Origin of the sequence: Blautia sp. AM47-4, assembly GCF_003479865.1 — a bacterium.
In the GTDB taxonomy this organism is placed as follows: Bacteria; Bacillota; Clostridia; order Lachnospirales; family Lachnospiraceae; genus Fusicatenibacter; species Fusicatenibacter saccharivorans.
This window is the reverse complement of the sequence record NZ_QUHY01000004.1, coordinates 162,065-178,959: the sequence shown is the minus strand read 5'-3', so window position 1 is coordinate 178,959 and position 16,895 is coordinate 162,065. Positions and strand designations below refer to the sequence as shown.

Sequence of the window (16,895 nt, the reverse complement as noted above, 5' to 3'; positions counted from 1 at the left end):
ACGCGGCAGCGTAAGATTGAGTGCAAGTGAGCCAAATGAAAATTTATTTTCAGTTGGCGAACGACGAATGTCGCTTACGCGGCAGCGTAAGATTGAGTACAAGTGAGAAAACGCGGCGAGTAAGGGAGTGAATAAAATGGATGACTGGAGTAGTTTCAGAACGACGACATCCGAACAGCAGCGCCTCCGGGCTGCACTTTCCAGCTTTTGTGAATCGCAGGATCTTCCGGAAGAACAGCGAGCCGCATATACCGCATACCTGCGGAAACGCATTCGTCCCGCTGTCGAAATGCTGATTCGTGAGGATGATTTTTCAAAGCTGGAACGTATTCTGCAGACCGGATGGCTGTCCGATGCAGACCGAAAACGTTTTCTCAACCTTGCTGCCGACCAGCAGAAATGGCAGGCCTTCCGCATTCTCCTGAACCGGAGCTCACAGGATCCGATGCAGGAGAATACGGAAAGCAGAAAAACAGAAGCTGCGTTTCAAAAAGAAAAGCCCACAAAAGAAAAAGAAGCGCTGGCGCTCCGGCTTTTCGAAGAAGCCCGCAAAAACCTCTGCTGGCTGTACCCGGAACTTGGTGAAGCGATTCTTTTCTTTCAGCATCAGCCATCCGACAGGACAAAAGCCATCACATCCGACGGTCATACGATATATTTTAACTCCGATTTTGTACTCTGCATGTGTGCCGAAAATTCATCGTTCCTCAAGGAAGGCTATCAGCACCTGCTGCTGGAATGCATCCGCCGGTTTGGGAAAGAAACACCGGAGCCGGAAAAAAAAGAACAGCCCCCGGTTTCATGGCTGATGCCGGAAAAAGAAAAACAGTCTCCGGTTCATGGCTGGTGCCGGGAAAAGAACCGGAACTTATCGAGTCTTTTCAATCAGTCTGGAAACGTGCTTCCCGCAAGTTGGCGGAAAACTACGGCACCGGCGGCCTGCGGCGAGGCCAGAACCGTGGTGGAAAAAAAGAAACCCTGTCCGGGATCGAAAAAAGAGCGTACGATTACCGCCGCTTCCTGAAACGCTTTACCGTTACCCGCGAGGAAATGGAGCTGGATCTCGACAGCTTCGATCCAGTCGCTTACCATTATGGGCTTATGTATTACGGAAATTTCCCTTTCATCGAGCCGCCGGAGACGCGCGAGGGAAACCGTCTCGAAGAGCTGGTTATCGCGATCGACACATCCGGTTCGTGCAAAAAAGAAATTGTAGCAAAGTTCCTTGGTGAGACGCGCAGCATTCTTGAAGAAAAAGAAAACTTCTTTTCCCGATGGAACGTCTGCCTGATCCAGTGCGACAGCTTCGTGCAGGATGTCACGATGATCCATTCACCGAAAGAATGGGAAGCTTACCGTGAAACAATTATCATCAAGGGCCGAGGCGGAACCGATTTCCGTCCTGTCTTTCAGAAAGTGGAAGAGTTGCGGAAACAGCATGTATTCCGAAACTTAAAAGCGTTGATCTATTTTACCGACGGAGACGGAATTTATCCCGAACAAAAGCCCGATTACGAGACGGCATTTGTCTTTGTCAGACAGACCGAAAAAATGAATCTTGTCCCAAAATGGGCAAAAAAACTGCTGACAGAAGAATGTACTCTTTGAACAAAACTGACAAAAAAGCATCTCGCAAAATCAAACACAGAAAGATTTCGAGAGTACATAAAGAGTGCATAAGATAAGAGAGATCATATGAACATACAAGAAGCAAAAGAGACAATTGAAAAAGCCCTGCGCGCATACTTTGCAAGAGATGAAATTGGTTTTCCGCTGGTTCCGCTCCGGCAGCAGCGTCCCATTCTCCTGATCGGCCCGCCGGGCATCGGAAAAACGGCAATTATGGAGCAGATCGCAGAAGAGTGCGGTGTGGGGCTTGTCGCCTACACGATGACACACCATACGCGTCAGAGTGCCATGGGCCTTCCGGAGATCTGCACACGTGGAATCGAAGGGAAAATGGTACATACAACGGAATACACGATGAGCGAGATCATCGCCTCGATCTATGACTGCATGGAGCAGACCGGAAAGAAGCGGGGTATCCTCTTTCTCGATGAAATTAACTGCGTCTCCGAGACCCTCGCTCCGGTAATGCTGCAGCTTTTGCAGGACAAAAAATTTGGCAATCAGCACATCCCGGATGACTGGCTGATCGTGGCCGCCGGAAATCCGCCGGAATATAATAAATCTGTGCGGGAATTTGATGTGGCAACGCTTGACCGTGTGCGGAAGATCGAGGTGCTTCCCGAGCTTTCCGTCTGGCTCTCCTACGCAGAGAAAAATCAGATCCACAGCGCCGTGACAACGTACCTTATGGCACACAGTGACCATTTTTATTCTGTTTCGCAGGAAGCGGATGAGAAGCGTTTTGTGACAGCACGCGGCTGGGAGGATTTGTCGGCAGTGCTGAAAAGTTATGAAATCCTGCATTTTCCGGTCGACGAAGCACTGATCGGACAATATTTGCAGGAAGAAAAGACGGCGGAGGAATTCAGCTCGTACTACAGGATTTACGAAAAATATGGACAGGATTACGGTGTAGAGGAGATTCTGACCGGTGCATTTTCCGGAAAATCATGGCAGAAAAACAGAAGATGGCGGCAAATGGTTCCGCAGAAGAGCGATCTGTACTGTTGTCTCTGTTTCATGCGGCACTTCAGAAAGAGGCATCTGGCTGCCAGAAGCAGGAGCACACGGCAAAGGAGCTCTCCGAGTGCTTTCGCCAGTTTACCGGGCTTTGCAGGCAGAAAAAAGATGAGACATACGCATCCTGGCTACAACAGAAAGAGCAGGGATTTGCAGTGTGCAAACAGCAGGGACTGCTGAAAAAGGGCGAGGAAGAAACGAATGCGCGGGTCTTGAAAAAGTTAAAAAAACTCGAGGAGACCGCTAAAAAATGTCGCAAAACCGATTCAGATCAGATGAAAGAGCTTTTTGAAACGGTATGTGAACTGGAACAGGAAAAAGTGGAGAAGGAAGTAAAGGATGTGAAACTGCAGATCCGCCGTGCCGCTGAATTTTTACAGAACAGCTTTCCGGGCGGAGCAGAAGTGGTGCTGTTTGAAGCAAATCTGGCGCGAAGTCCAGCGTTACGGAGCTTTTTGATTGAGAAAAGCATGGATGCCGAATGATAAGCGGCCACTTTGGAAAGGAGAAAAAGATGAATTATAAAATGATCCTGCAGTACGACGGCACGCGCTATAACGGCTGGCAGAAGCAGGGAAATACGGACAACACGATTCAGGGCAAGCTCGAAACGCTGCTGTCCAGGATCGCAGGAGAGCCGGTGGAGATCCACGGCGCGGGCAGAACCGATGCCGGCGTCCATGCGGCGGGACAGGTCGCAAATGCAAAGTTCCATACCGATCTATCCGATGAAGAACTTCTGCAGACAATCAACCATTATCTGCCGGAAGACATCGAAGTCACCAGCCTCGCGCGGATGCCGGAGCGCTTCCACAGCCGTCTGAATGCGGTGGACAAAACATACGAATACCGTATCGTGATCGATGGCAGAAAGCATGTTTTCGAGCGGAAATACGTGTATTTTCCGGAAGCACCGCTCGATGTGGAAAAAATGAAAGAAGCATCGAAAGCGTTTATCGGAACGTATGATTTCAGGAGCTTCTGTGCCAACAAACGTATGAAAAAATCGACGGTACGGACGATTACCGGAATTGATTTCTGCGAGAAAGACGGGATTCTTATCATTCCTATACCGGAACCGGTTTTCTGTACCACATGGTGCGGATCCTGACCGGAACGCTTGTGGAGGCCGGGATGGGAAAACGGGATATCGCATCAATGACGGAGCTTCTCAAAGCAAAAAATCGCGAAAGTGCGGGTTTTCTTGCACCGGCATGCGGACTCCTGTTAAAAGAAGTCCGATATGAATAACCGAAATAATCAGGGCAATGCACCAGCCTTTTTTGCATAAAAAACCGAAAAAAGGCTGTGAATTGATAAATGCAGCATAGAAAAGAGAAAGGATGAGGTGAAAAGCATGTTTCAGAAGAAAAGAAATACTTTTCATGGCGGCGTTCACCCGTACGAGGGAAAAGAGCTCTCCAAGGACAAACCGATTGTCAAAGCGCAGCCGGGCAACTTATTGTATTACGCAGTGTCACAGCACATCGGAGCGCCTGCTGTGCCGATCGTACAAAAAGGCGACCATGTAAAAGCGGGACAGAAAATCGCAGAAGCGGGAGGATTTGTTTCGGCTCCTGTTTACGCATCGGTTTCCGGCACGGTAAAAGGAATTGAGAAAAAAGTTTCCGCAGCCGGTTCCCCGGTAGACTGTATCGTTGTGGAGAACGACGGGCTGTATGAAAAAGAAACATTTGAGGAGTGCCCGCACTGGGAAAAGCTCGATGCAGATACGATCCGGAAGAAGATCAAAGAAGCCGGAATCGTCGGAATGGGAGGTGCGGGTTTCCCGACACACGTCAAGGTATCACCGAAAGATCCGTCAGCGATTGACCACATTCTTGTCAACGGTGCCGAGTGCGAACCATATCTGACAAGCGACTACCGCAGAATGCTCGAAGAGCCGGAAAAGGTGATCGGAGGTTTAAAAATCATGCTGCATATGTTCCCGAGGGCAAAGGGAGTCATCTGCATTGAAGACAACAAACCGGACTGTATCGCGAAGTTCCGTGAGCTGGTGCTTCCGGAGGATAACATTGAGGTTCTGGAGCTTAAAACGAAATACCCGCAGGGTGCCGAGCGTATGCTGATCTATGCAGCAATGGGACGAAAGGTAAATTCCTCCATGCTGCCGGCGGACGCGGGCTGTATCGTGGACAACATCGACACCGTAACCGCTATTTACCAGGCAGTCCGCTTCGGCGAACCGCTGATGAGCCGTATTGTTACCGTGACGGGAGATGCAGTACAGAATCCATGCAACTTTGAAGTGCCGGTCGGCATGCTCTTGTCCGAACTTTTAGAGCAGGCAGGCAGTCTGAAACATGAGGCAGCTAAGATCATCTGCGGAGGCCCGATGATGGGAAAAGCATTGTTTACAATGGATGTTCCTGTTACTAAGACAACATCTGCACTGACCTGCCTTACGGAGGATGAAGTATCTGCGCTGGCACCATCTGCCTGCATCAACTGCGGACGCTGCGTTTCCGTCTGTCCGGGTCAGATTCTTCCGGCCCGCCTTTCCGTTTTTGCGGAGCACGGAGAGGAAGAGAAGTTCCTGAAATACGGCGGAATGGAGTGCTGTGAATGTGGCTGTTGTTCCTTTATCTGCCCGGCAAGACGTCCGCTGACGCAGGAAATCAGCTCGATGCGTAAAGTGCTTCTGGCAAAGAGAAAGAAGAAATAGGGGGATCTTACATATGAATGGATTATTACACGTATCATCTTCCCCACACGCGCGGTCCAAGGTGACGACAGACAAAATCATGTTTGCCGTCCTGCTTGCCCTTGCCCCGGCAGCCTGCGTGGGAGTCTGGAATTTCGGCCTTCGGGCACTGCTTCTGATTGCGATTTCGATGGCAGTCTGTCCCCTGACGGAATATCTGTATGAAAAAGGAATGAAGAAACCGGTGACGATTGCCGACGGCAGTGCACTGGTAACCGGTCTTCTGCTGGCAATGAACATGCCGGTGCAGGCACCTCTTTGGATGCCGGTGATCGGTGGTGTGTTTGCAATTCTCGTTGTAAAACAGCTTTTCGGCGGTCTTGGCCAGAACATCATGAACCCGGCGCTTGCAGGAAGATGTTTCCTTTTGATTTCCTTCCCGGGTCATATGACAAACTTCGCTGCCCCGGCAGCCGCACACCTCGTGGATACCGTATCCGGTGCGACACCGCTCGCCGCAGCAAAAGCAGGAGAGCAGGTGAATCTGCTGTCTATGTTCCTTGGAAATACGACCGGAACGATCGGTGAGACTTCCGCACTGGCACTTCTGCTTGGCGGCATCTTCCTTGTCTGTATTCATGTGATCGACCTCAATATTCCGCTCATCTACATTGGAACAGAGCTTTTATTTGCCCTGATTTTCGGCGGCCACGGTTTTGATATCAATTTCCTTGGCGCGCATCTTTTTGGCGGTGGTCTGATGCTTGGCGCATGGTTCATGGCAACCGATTACGTTACCCGCCCGATCACAAAGAAGGGACAGTATATCTACGCGGTCATTTTAGGACTTCTGACCGGTGTATTCCGTATCTTTGGAAATTCGGCAGAGGGCGTTTCCTATGCTATCATCTTTACCAACCTTCTGGTTCCGCTTATTGAGCGCGTGACCGTGCCGGTTGGATTCGGAAGAGGAGGCAAGAAGAAAGCATGAATAAAATAGTAAAAAATGCCCTGATTCTTGCGGCGATTACGCTGATCGCCGGCCTGCTTCTCGGTGCGGCCCACCAGGTAACCTTAGAGCCGATCCAGAAACAGCAGGAAAAAGAAAAACAGGAATCCTGCCAGAACGTATTCCCGGAGGCAGTTTCCTTTGAAGAAGTAACAATGAGCGATGCAGAACAGGCAGAGCTTACGGCAGCACTGATCGGCCACGGTTTTGAAGCACAGACGATTGACGAACTGCTGCTTGCAAAAGACGCATCCGGCGCGACGATCGGCCTGGTTGAGATCATCTCCACAACCGAAGGCTATGGCGGCGGCATGCAGTTCTCGATGGGAATTGCATCGGACGGAACGACAAAAGGAATCTCTTTCCTGTCACTTTCCGAGACGGCCGGCCTTGGTATGCGTGCCGACACAGACGATTTCAAGAATCAGTTCAAGGATAAAAACGTAGAAGCATTCTCCTACACAAAATCCGGCGCATCCGCGGATGATGAAATCGATGCGCTGAGCGGAGCAACTCTGACAACGAACGCTGTAACAAACGGTGTCAATGCAGGAATCTGCTGTTTTAACTACTGCAGTGAATCCGGTCTGCTTTCCGGAGAGGGAGGGAACTCATGAGAAAAGATACGCCGCTGGAACGGCTTTATAATGGTATCATAAAAGAAAACCCGACCTTCGTCATGATGCTGGGTATGTGTCCGACGCTTGCGGTTACCACTTCTGCAAAGAACGGTATCGGCATGGGCCTTGCGACGATGGTCATCCTGACCGCCTCCAACCTGATGATTTCCCTGCTTCGGAAAATCATCCCGGACGGCGTGCGTATGCCAGCATACATCGTTGTTGTGGCATCGTTTGTAACCATCGTGGAATTTTTGATGGAAGGTTTTATTCCGGCACTCTATTCCGCCCTTGGCATCTACATCCCGCTGATCGTTGTAAACTGTATCATCCTGGGACGCGCCGAGGCATATGCTGGAAAACATGGTCCGATCCCGTCTTTATTTGATGGTATCGGCATGGGCCTTGGATTTACCGTCGGCCTGACCCTGATCGGTATGTTCCGTGAGCTGATCGGAGCCGGAACCCTGTTCGGTATCCAGGTAATGCCGAGTGCTTACGAGCCGGTCAACATCTTCATCATGGCGCCGGGTGCATTCCTTGTGCTGGCAATGCTCGTTGCGGTGCAGAACCGCATCAAACGCCAGAAGTCAGAGAAAACCGGAAAACCGGCAGTCCCGGCAGAAGAGACCGGCTGTATGGCATGCGCCAATAAGGCATACTGCCAGGCTGTGAAAGGAAAGGAGGAAGCGAAATGAAAGAACTGATTTTGATTGCCATCGGTGCTGCGCTGGTGAACAACGTTGTCTTAAGCCAGTTCCTCGGCATCTGTGCGTTCCTCGGTGTTTCCAAAAAGATGGATACGGCGGCCGGCATGGGCGGAGCGGTTATTTTTGTCCTCACGATTTCTTCATTTGTGACAAGTCTGATTTACAAATTTATCCTGGCACCGGCAGAACTTGATTATCTGAAAACGATCGTTTTCATTCTTGTCATCGCGGCGCTGGTACAGCTCGTTGAGATGTTCCTGAAAAAGACGATTCCGTCTCTGTACCGAGCGCTCGGCGTTTACCTTCCGCTGATTACAACAAACTGCGCGGTACTCGGTGTGGCACTCATCAACGTACAGAAGGATTACACGATTCTGCAGGGTACGGTTTACGGTCTGGCAACCGCAATCGGCTTTACGATTGCCATGGTGCTGATGGCCGGCCTGCGGGAAAAGATGGAGTACAACGATATCCCGGAGTCATTCAAAGGAATGCCGATCGTTCTTCTTACGGCTATGCTGATGTCAATGGCATTTATGGGATTTTCCGGAATGATCTAGGAGGGATGAAGAGATGAATGGTATTTTAGCAGCCACCCTGATGGTGGGTGGAACCGGCCTTTTGATTGGTATTCTCCTTGGAATTGCCGGAAAGAAGTTTTATGTGGAAGTGGACGAGCGCGAGACGAAGGTCCGTGAAGCGCTGCCGGGCAACAACTGCGGCGGCTGCGGTTACCCGGGCTGTGACGGAGCGGCGGCTGCAGTGGTAAAGGGTGAAGCCCCGATTTCGGTCTGTCCGGTCGGCGGAGCGCCGGTTGCGGCAGCGATCGGTGCCATTATGGGACAGGAAGCCGGAGCACAGGAGCGCAGAAAAGCAGTGGTACGGTGCGCCGGTACGTGTGACGTGGCAAAGAACAAGTATGAATACACGGGTGCAAGGGACTGCTCCTACGCCGGTTTTGTACCGGGCGGCGGTCCGAAGAGCTGCGGAAACGGATGTCTTGGTTTTGGAAACTGCGTGAAGGCATGTAAGTTTGATGCGATCCATATTGAAAACGGCATTGCCGTTGTGGACGGCGAAGCGTGCAAGGCATGCGGTGCCTGCGTGAAGGCCTGTCCGAGAAATCTGATCGACCTGATTCCGTATGAGCAGAAGATCACGGTGAAATGCCGCTCAACCGAGAAGGGCAAGGCGGTGATGGCAGCGTGTGAGATCGGCTGTATCGGATGTAAGAAGTGCGAGAAGAACTGCCCGTCGGATGCAATTCACGTTGTGGACCAGCGCGCCGAAATCGACCCGGCAAAATGTACAGGCTGCGGCCTCTGCGCGGAGAACTGCCCGCGGAAGTGTATTATGGTAGAAAAATAAAAATGAGAAATTCCATGCTGTGGGAGGGAACTTCTGCGGCGTGGAATTTTTGCTTTTCGGTGATATCGTGTTAGCCAATGCCGGGGGTGGCTGGCTTGACTTGAATTTGGGAAAATGATAAACTGAAAGTCAGAAAACGAGGGGCGAAAAGCTAAAAAAATATAAAATGGCAGAAAGGACGGGGCAAAAGTATGACAATGACAATGGATGAACTGATGAAAGTGCTCGATATGCAGGAGGATATTCTGCAGTTTACGCATTTTACAAATGCAGACGCATGGGAACTGGGAACGATGATCCTGATGGAGGCAAGACGGCGCGGAGCACAGGTTGGCATCATGATCCGCAGAAGCAACGGGGAAGTTGTATTCCAGTATTGTGATAACGGCATTACGCCGCACAATGTGGAGCTGATGAGACGGAAGAGCAATTCGGTGCTTCTGACGGAGCGGAGTTCGCTGCAGCTCTACATGGCAGCGACGAATGCGCCGGAGAGCGTAAAACAGATGGTACTGGACCCGAAGGAATACGCAATGCTGGGCGGAGGTTTTCCGATCTGCGTGGAAGAAGTCGGCGTTGTGGCAACCGTAGCAGTGTCCGGCATGGGACAGGTTTCGGATCATGATATGATTGTGAAATGCATCAGCAAATATTTGCATATCGATGAAGTACCGAGAATCAGAACTGTATGAAAATGATGATTGAAACTAAATTTTGTGTATGATACAATGTCACCGGCAAAAAGACATGACAGTTCCATCAGGGACAACAAAACCCCCGTGAGCGGCAACTCACGGGGGTTGGTTTATGTCAGCAGGTTTTGCATATCTTCCGGCAGTGGTGCGTGGAAGTTTAAGGGTTCTCCGGTGATCGGATGGACGAAGGAGAGCGATGCAGAGTGAAGTGCCTGGCGGGGGAAAGTGCCGGGAGTTTTGTTGTAGAGGGTATCGCCGAGCAGCGGATGGCCGATGTAAGCCATGTGGACGCGGATCTGGTGGGTGCGGCCGGTTTCGAGATTGAGTTCGAGGTGGGAGAAAACGGAGCAGTGCGCGAGGGTGCGGTAATGGGTTACGGAGCGCTCGCCGGAGGCAAAGTCGACGGTGCGCTGGATGAGGGAGCCGTTGAGGCGGGCGATCGGGGCGTCGATGGTGCCGGATGCAGCGGTTTCGCCGAGGGCGAAGGCCTGATACGTGCGGTGGATTTCGCGGGAGCGCATGGCCTGGGAGAGGACGGCGGCGCTTAAGGCGTGCTTGGCGAGTACGATAAGGCCGGTGGTGTCGCGGTCGAGGCGGTTGATGCAGCGGTAGACGAAGGGTTCACCTTTCTGTTCAAAATACCATGCAATGCCGTTTGCCAGCGTATTTTCATAATTTCCAATCGACGGATGAATCGGCGTATCAGCGGGTTTATCCACAACGAGGATGTCGTCATCCTCATACACAACCGAAAACGGAACCGGTCGCGGCAGAATTCCGTCGGAGGGTTCTGTTTCGACAAGGTGCGTTTCGATCACATCCCCGGCGTGCACGGTCTGGCTCGTCCAGGCGCGGACGCCGTTTCGGAAAATGCCGTCCTCTGTGCGTTTTAAGCCCGTAATAATATGGCGCGAATATCCATGCCGGCGGAGAAACCATTCCACAGTCAGATTTTCCCGTTCCTCCTCCGGCGAAACCACATATGTAAACCTGTGTCCCATACACAAAACCTCCGTTTCTATAGCTTTTTTATCGAATGAACCCCGTCATTTCGGGGCAAAATTTCAAAAAGAGACTTTCCCAGTCTTTCGCAAGTATAGCCGAAAACAGATGGAAAAGCAAGAAACTTACCTTTCTATAGCGAAAATATAAAAAAGTATAAAAGTTTCATGAAATGTCAGAATTTGATTGATTTTAGCGAAAGAAAAGTTTATGCTACTAAAAAAGAAAGAAAATCAAGAAACAGGAGGGGATACAGATGAAACAGGTGCAAAAACCGAAAAAACCCATAATTTTTTATTATGTGATTGCGCTGATCGTCATTCTGCTGTTAAATCTTCTGCTTTTCCCGAGACTTCTCGAGCCAAAAGTAACAGAAGTTGATTACGGAAAATTTTTGCAGATGGTAGATAACAACGAAATCAGCGAAGTCCAGATCCAGTCAAATGAGATTATTTTCAGCGACAAATCAAGCCCGGCGAATTATTATAAGACGGGTGTGATGAATGATTACAAGCTGGTAGATCGTTTATATGAGGCAGGTATTACCGAATTCGGAACGCCGATCATAGAGCAGATGTCGCCACTCATGGAATTTCTTTTAACATGGGTAATACCGATCGTTGTGATGGTTGCGCTCGGACAGTGGCTGATGAAACGCATGACGAGCAAGATGATGGGCGGCATGGGAAATGCGATGAGCTTTGGAAAGAGCAACGCCAAGGTTTATGTACAGTCCGAAACCGGCATTAAATTTGCAGATGTTGCCGGAGAGGATGAGGCAAAAGAAATTTTACAGGAGATTGTTGACTTCCTGCATAATCCAAAAAAATATGAAGAAATTGGTGCAAAAATGCCGAAAGGAGCACTGCTTGTCGGCCCTCCAGGAACCGGTAAAACGCTGCTTGCAAAGGCAGTAGCCGGAGAGGCAAATGTTCCGTTCTTCTCCATTTCCGGTTCTGAGTTTGTCGAGATGTTCGTCGGCATGGGAGCTGCGAAGGTGCGTGACCTGTTCCAGCAGGCAAATGAGAAAGCACCGTGTATCGTCTTTATCGATGAGATCGATACCGTCGGCAAAAAACGTGACGGCGGCGGATTCTCCGGAAACGACGAGCGTGAGCAGACCCTGAACCAGCTGCTTGCCGAGATGGATGGATTCGATGGAAAGAAAGGCGTTGTCATTCTGGCAGCGACGAACCGTCCGGATTCCCTGGACCCGGCACTTCTTCGTCCGGGCCGTTTCGACCGCCGTGTGCCGGTTGAACTGCCTGACTTAAAAGGCCGTGAGGAAATCCTGAAAGTCCATGCGAAAAACATCCGCGTGGGCGACAATGTCGATTACAATGCGATCGCACGTATGGCATCCGGTGCTTCTGGTGCAGAACTTGCCAATATGATCAACGAGGCAGCACTCCGTGCCGTCCGTGATGGAAGAAAATTCGTCACCCAGGCGGATCTGGAGGAGAGCGTTGAGGTTGTCATCGCCGGATACCAGAAGAAGAATAAGATCATGACCGACAAAGAGAAACTGATCGTTTCCTACCACGAGGTCGGCCATGCACTCGTCGCAGCACTGCAGAGCCATTCCGCTCCAGTTACGAAGATCACCATTATCCCGCGTACGTCCGGCGCCCTCGGCTATACGATGCAGGTGGATGAAGATGAGCATAATCTGATGAGCCGTGAAGAGCTGGAAAATAAAATTGCAACCCTGACCGGCGGCCGTGTGGCAGAGGATCTGGTGTTCCATTCCATCACGACAGGTGCTTCGAACGATATCGAGCAGGCAACGAAGGTGGCAAGAGCCATGATCACCCGCTTCGGTATGAACGAGGAATTTGGTATGGTTGCATTTGAGACGGTAACGAACCAGTACCTCGGCGGTGACACTTCCCTGGCATGCTCCGAATCGACAGCAGCACAGATTGATGAGAAGGTTGTTGCAGCAGTCAGAAAACAGTACGACAAAGCAGAGCAGCTCTTAAAAGATAACATGCCGAAACTCCACGAGCTGGCAAAATATCTGTATGAGAAAGAGACAATCACAGGTGATGAGTTTATGGAAATCCTGAATTTATCCCCGGATCAGCTCACGACAACGAGAATGGAAACAAACTAAAAAGCGATAAAAGCAGATGAGAATCCCGCGTTTCAAGGCGACTTCAGCCTTGCGCGGGATTCTTTCTTGTGCTATAATGCTGTAATGCGAAATTATGACACAAAAAGACAGATTTTTTTAGGATAGACCAAGAGAACATAAGGAGAAACGCAATGAAGAAAAAACAGGCATGGAAAGTGATGGGTGCTGTCCTTGCGGGCACACTGGTATTTTCCGATGCAGTTCCGCTCCGTGCCAGCGCATCGGCAGGAACGGAAAAAAGCGCAGTACAGAACGAAACTGTCTCCGGAACGGAGAACGGTACAGAGACAAAACGGGCAGCCGTTTATGTGAATCTGAAAACCGGCGATGATACGGCAGACGGTACAACGGCAGAGACAGCAGTAAAAACCGTGGAAAAAGCACAGGAGCTTCTTGCGGTTGCAGCGGCAGAACTGCAGGCGGACGGGAAAACAACCGAAAAAAACACTGCTGCAGATACCAGCAAAACGGCAGCGGAGGAAGCAGCAGAAAAATATCTGGTATTCGTCGGAATGGATGAAAAAGAGCTGGAAACGTATCGAAAGAAACAGCAGAAAACAGACTTCAGGGGAAGAGTAACAGATACCGTTTTTGCGGCAGATGAAATCGTGGTGACAGAAGCCGGATATGAGGCTGTTCTGGCAGCAGAAAAAGCAAAAGAAACGGTTTCGGAAACACCAACGCTTGCGCCAGGCGAGTCTCCGGCACCGGATGCGGCAGAAGATACCGTAACACCAACTCCGGGTCCGACGGAAACGCCGGATGCAGAGCCAACCGCAGAACCAACGGTGACCCCGGACGCAGAACCGACGGAAACGCCGGACGCAGAGCCGACCGTAACGCCGGCGGAGGAACCAACGGCAACTCCGACACCGGATGCGGACAACGGAGAAGATACAGGGGATACACCAACGGCAGCGCCGACACCGGATGCGGAACCGACCGTAACGCCGGAAGTAACTCCGACGACAGCACCGGGCGAGAATACCGATGACAGTGAAAATCCGGAGAATCCGGAAACTCCGGCAGAAGATCCAACCGTGACACCTGCCCCGGATGATACAGCAAAAGACGATCTTGCAGCAGATGATACAAACCAGGACGATACAAACCAGGATAACCAGAACGGAACGGGAAATGATGCATCATCGGACCAGTGGAAACAGGATGAAAATCTGGATGACCTTGTAAAAGATGAAATTCAGAAAGAAAACGAAACCGTAAAAAATTTCGATGAAATTTCCAATCCATCCGGTACGGACAGCACAGAAGACGGCTATCTGATCTCCAATGTCTCTCTTTTGATCCAGCCGGTGGCAGTAAGTCTGTCCAGAAGCCTTGTATCAGAGGAGCAGACGGAAACAGCAGAAGCTGAGACGGCGGACGAAGGCGAGCATGAACTGCTTGCAGCTGCAGAGCAGAAATCCAACCTGAGTGCAGGTGAAATGACAGCAAGTGCAGCCGATGACGTAAGTACGCTGCGTGCCGCAGGAACGATCCTTGTAGGACCGGACAACTACGGAACGAATAAGACATCCACTCCGACTCCGACAGCCACACCGTCGAAGAGCAGCAGTAACAACAGCTCTTCCAATTCCAATACCGGAAGCACAAAGATTCCGCAGAAGAAGACACAGACCACTGTAAGCATCCGCAGCATCCCGGTCAACACCGGCGATGAGACGATGGTGCTTCCGCTGGCGATCAGCTCCGCACTTTCTGCAGCCGTTATGTTCTGCATGGCATTCCTTCAGATGCAGGCGAAACGCGCAAAGAGCATGGCCGCATGGCTGGAATTCAAAAAGAATCATCCGTTTGACGAAAAATAAAGAAACAGGCATATCCGGAAAAGCCATTCCATACATTTACAGTATGGGAGGGCTTTTTCTTATGGAAGAAAAGAAAACATGGGCGGTGGGTGCGGGCAGCGGGATCAGCTGGCTGAAGGCTCTTCTCGTTTCCTATCTGATCTCGGTGCTTCTTCTTTTGCTGCTGTCTTTCCTGCTCTGGAAATTTTCCTGGAAGGAAAGCTGGGTGCAGGCGGGCATTGTGGTGATCTATCTGGCATCAAGCTTTTCCGGCGGAAGAATGGCAGGAAACATGGCGGGAAAACGGCGGTTTCTCTGGGGCATCTGCTTTGGAATCGTGTATTTTGCCATTCTGATCATCGTCTCCGCAGTCTTCCTGCCGGGCGGATTTGCCGGAGCCGGAAGACTTCTGTGGGCGGCAGCAGTCTGTGCCGTCGGCGGAATGGCAGGCGGAATGACGGCACACGGCAGATAAAAGCGGACAAAACAGAACATTTTTTCAAAAAACAGACTTTTAAATTTGAAAAACCTATGCTATAATGGGAAGAGCTAATGGCCGAAGACTATAAAAAAGTCGCGCGTCAACTACAATGAAGGAGGAATGTGCCATGAAACACATCAAAACTTTAAATACAAAAAGCTTACAGAACACTGTAAAAAAAGGTGGATGCGGTGAGTGCCAGACATCCTGCCAGTCCGCATGTAAGACTTCTTGCACCGTAGGCAACCAGAGCTGCGAGCATAAGTAAAAGTAATCCATAAGGACGAGTAAAAGGTGTTCCCAGAACCGGTTTCGCCGGATTTGGGAACATTCTTTTTGCCAGGCACATCAAAAAAAGAGAGAGTTATAGAAAGGAATACCACAGTGATACATTTATATAAAAGCAATGGCTTCAACATGGTGCTGGACGTCAACAGCGGCTCCGTCCATGTTGTGGATGACTGCGTATACGATGTCCTTTCCTGCATGAACGAAGGAAAAAATGCAGAAGAGGCAGCAGAGGCGCTTAGCAGTAAATATGCCGAGCAGGACATCACCGAAGCCAGAGAAGAAATTCAGGAACTTACAGACAACGGCATGCTCTTTACAAAAGACATTTACGAAAACGCAATTGATCAGTTTTCCAACCGTCCGACCGTCGTAAAAGCACTCTGCCTCCACATTGCACACGACTGCAACCTTGCCTGTCGTTACTGCTTCGCAGAAGAGGGCGAGTATCACGGAAGACGTGCACTGATGTCCCTGGAAGTCGGCAAAAAAGCGCTTGATTTCCTGATCGCAAACTCCGGCAGCAGAAGAAACCTCGAGGTAGATTTCTTCGGCGGTGAACCGCTGATGAACTGGGATGTTGTAAAACAGCTCGTAGCCTACGGAAGGGAACAGGAGAAGTTACATAACAAGAACTTCCGTTTCACCCTGACCACCAATGGTGTTCTCTTAAACGACGAGGTCATGGAGTTCTGCAATAAAGAGATGGGCAACGTCGTATTAAGTATCGACGGAAGAAAAGAAGTTCACGATCACATGCGTCCGTTCCGCAAAGGTGCCGGAAGCTACGATCTGATCGTGCCGAAATTCCAGAAATTCGCTGAGCTTCGTCATCAGGATAAATACTATGTGCGCGGAACCTTCACGCATTACAACACAGACTTTGCAGCTGATGTTCTCCATCTGGCAGACCTCGGCTTCAAGCAGATCTCGGTTGAGCCTGTTGTAGCGCCTCCGACCGAGGACTATGCGATCCGTGAGGAAGACCTTCCGGTGATCTTCGAACAGTACGACATTCTGGCAAGAGAGATGATCAAGAGAGAAAAAGAAGGAAGAGGCTTCAATTTCTTCCACTTTATGATCGATCTGACCGGCGGACCATGTGTTTATAAACGTCTTTCCGGCTGCGGTTCCGGAACCGAGTACCTTGCGGTAACACCGTGGGGCGATTTCTATCCGTGCCACCAGTTCGTAGGACAGGAAGATTTCTGCCTCGGAAATGTTTACGAAGGCGTGAAAAAGACAGAAACTGTCAACGAATTCAAAAAATGCAACGTTTATTCCAAGAAGGAGTGCAGCCAGTGCTTTGCACGGTTCTACTGCAGCGGCGGATGCGCGGCAAACTCCTACAATTTCACAGGTAAGATCAACGATGTTTACGAGATCGGATGCAAGATGCAGCAGAAACGGATCGAGTGTGCATTGATGATAAAGGCAGCTCTGGCCGAAGATTAAAGAAAAGA

At 50.4% G+C, this 16,895-nt stretch carries 19 protein-coding genes; 18 read left to right on the top strand and 1 reads right to left on the bottom strand.

The features are described from left to right. The first annotated feature begins 136 nt into the window (after positions 1-136). The 13 genes from DW965_RS19670 (at position 137) to DW965_RS04335 (ending at position 9,713) form a co-directional block, all read left to right on the top strand. A complete protein-coding gene (locus DW965_RS19670; RefSeq protein ID WP_243036375.1) occupies positions 137-1,024 on the top strand; it encodes a hypothetical protein in 888 nt (295 codons plus the stop codon). Further along, positions 913-1,608, top strand: a complete 696-nt coding sequence (locus tag DW965_RS04385) for a VWA-like domain-containing protein (RefSeq protein WP_243036373.1) — start codon at positions 913-915, stop codon at positions 1,606-1,608. The genes DW965_RS19670 and DW965_RS04385 overlap by 112 nt, the downstream gene beginning before the upstream one ends. An 87-nt stretch (positions 1,609-1,695) precedes the next feature. Then, entirely contained in the window at positions 1,696-2,829 is a 1,134-nt protein-coding gene (locus DW965_RS04380) for an ATP-binding protein (RefSeq protein ID WP_119198075.1), read from the top strand. Continuing rightward, the gene (locus DW965_RS04375; protein WP_119198074.1) at positions 2,805-3,134 is read left to right on the top strand and encodes a hypothetical protein; all 330 of its coding nucleotides are present in this window, start codon (positions 2,805-2,807) and stop codon (positions 3,132-3,134) included. The genes DW965_RS04380 and DW965_RS04375 overlap by 25 nt, the downstream gene beginning before the upstream one ends. A 29-nt stretch (positions 3,135-3,163) precedes the next feature. Beyond that, positions 3,164-3,760 (top strand): tRNA pseudouridine(38-40) synthase TruA, encoded by a 597-nt coding sequence (gene truA / locus DW965_RS04370; RefSeq protein ID WP_256372490.1) that lies wholly within the window; start codon positions 3,164-3,166, stop codon positions 3,758-3,760. After that, entirely contained in the window at positions 3,745-3,900 is a 156-nt protein-coding gene (locus DW965_RS22440; protein ID WP_256372843.1) for a hypothetical protein, read from the top strand. The genes truA and DW965_RS22440 overlap by 16 nt, the downstream gene beginning before the upstream one ends. 106 nt (positions 3,901-4,006) lie before the next feature. Beyond that, positions 4,007-5,335, top strand: coding sequence for an electron transport complex subunit RsxC (rsxC, locus tag DW965_RS04365; RefSeq protein ID WP_119198085.1), 1,329 nt, complete (start codon positions 4,007-4,009; stop codon positions 5,333-5,335). A 13-nt stretch (positions 5,336-5,348) separates the two neighbouring features. Beyond that, on the top strand, positions 5,349-6,305 hold the full coding sequence (locus DW965_RS04360; RefSeq protein ID WP_118700452.1) for an RnfABCDGE type electron transport complex subunit D: 957 nt from the start codon (positions 5,349-5,351) through the stop codon (positions 6,303-6,305). Continuing rightward, positions 6,302-6,940 (top strand): FMN-binding protein, encoded by a 639-nt coding sequence (locus DW965_RS04355; RefSeq protein WP_118749969.1) that lies wholly within the window; start codon positions 6,302-6,304, stop codon positions 6,938-6,940. The genes DW965_RS04360 and DW965_RS04355 overlap by 4 nt, the downstream gene beginning before the upstream one ends. After that, positions 6,937-7,641, top strand: a complete 705-nt coding sequence (gene rsxE, locus DW965_RS04350) for an electron transport complex subunit RsxE (RefSeq protein ID WP_022461369.1) — start codon at positions 6,937-6,939, stop codon at positions 7,639-7,641. The genes DW965_RS04355 and rsxE overlap by 4 nt, the downstream gene beginning before the upstream one ends. Then, a complete protein-coding gene (gene rsxA / locus DW965_RS04345) occupies positions 7,638-8,213 on the top strand; it encodes an electron transport complex subunit RsxA (RefSeq protein ID WP_022461368.1) in 576 nt (191 codons plus the stop codon). Before rsxE ends, rsxA begins: the two co-directional genes overlap by 4 nt. 13 nt (positions 8,214-8,226) lie before the next feature. Continuing rightward, positions 8,227-9,021, top strand: coding sequence for an RnfABCDGE type electron transport complex subunit B (locus DW965_RS04340; protein WP_118640218.1), 795 nt, complete (start codon positions 8,227-8,229; stop codon positions 9,019-9,021). 191 nt (positions 9,022-9,212) lie between these two features. Beyond that, the gene (locus DW965_RS04335) at positions 9,213-9,713 is read left to right on the top strand and encodes a heme-degrading domain-containing protein (protein ID WP_243036372.1); all 501 of its coding nucleotides are present in this window, start codon (positions 9,213-9,215) and stop codon (positions 9,711-9,713) included. Between the two features lie 113 nt (positions 9,714-9,826). Here the strand turns inward: DW965_RS04335 and DW965_RS04330 are convergent, their stop codons facing one another. After that, positions 9,827-10,717 carry an RluA family pseudouridine synthase gene (locus DW965_RS04330; protein ID WP_119198073.1) on the bottom strand — a complete coding sequence of 297 codons (891 nt, stop codon included), beginning with the start codon at positions 10,715-10,717 and terminating at the stop codon, positions 9,827-9,829. A 257-nt stretch (positions 10,718-10,974) separates the two neighbouring features. Between DW965_RS04330 and ftsH the strand changes: the two genes are divergently transcribed. From ftsH to scfB, 5 genes are all read left to right on the top strand, one after another. After that, entirely contained in the window at positions 10,975-12,834 is a 1,860-nt protein-coding gene (gene ftsH, locus DW965_RS04325) for an ATP-dependent zinc metalloprotease FtsH (protein ID WP_117509257.1), read from the top strand. A gap of 152 nt (positions 12,835-12,986) precedes the next feature. Next, positions 12,987-14,684 carry a hypothetical protein gene (locus DW965_RS19055; RefSeq protein WP_158582805.1) on the top strand — a complete coding sequence of 566 codons (1,698 nt, stop codon included), beginning with the start codon at positions 12,987-12,989 and terminating at the stop codon, positions 14,682-14,684. Positions 14,685-14,745: 61 nt separating this feature from the next. After that, on the top strand, positions 14,746-15,138 hold the full coding sequence (locus DW965_RS19050; protein WP_158554962.1) for a TIGR04086 family membrane protein: 393 nt from the start codon (positions 14,746-14,748) through the stop codon (positions 15,136-15,138). Positions 15,139-15,271: 133 nt separating this feature from the next. Beyond that, a complete protein-coding gene (scfA, locus tag DW965_RS04315; RefSeq protein WP_022461131.1) occupies positions 15,272-15,412 on the top strand; it encodes a six-cysteine ranthipeptide SCIFF in 141 nt (46 codons plus the stop codon). Between the two features lie 116 nt (positions 15,413-15,528). After that, positions 15,529-16,887, top strand: coding sequence for a thioether cross-link-forming SCIFF peptide maturase (gene scfB, locus DW965_RS04310; protein WP_117509255.1), 1,359 nt, complete (start codon positions 15,529-15,531; stop codon positions 16,885-16,887). Positions 16,888-16,895 lie beyond the last annotated feature (8 nt).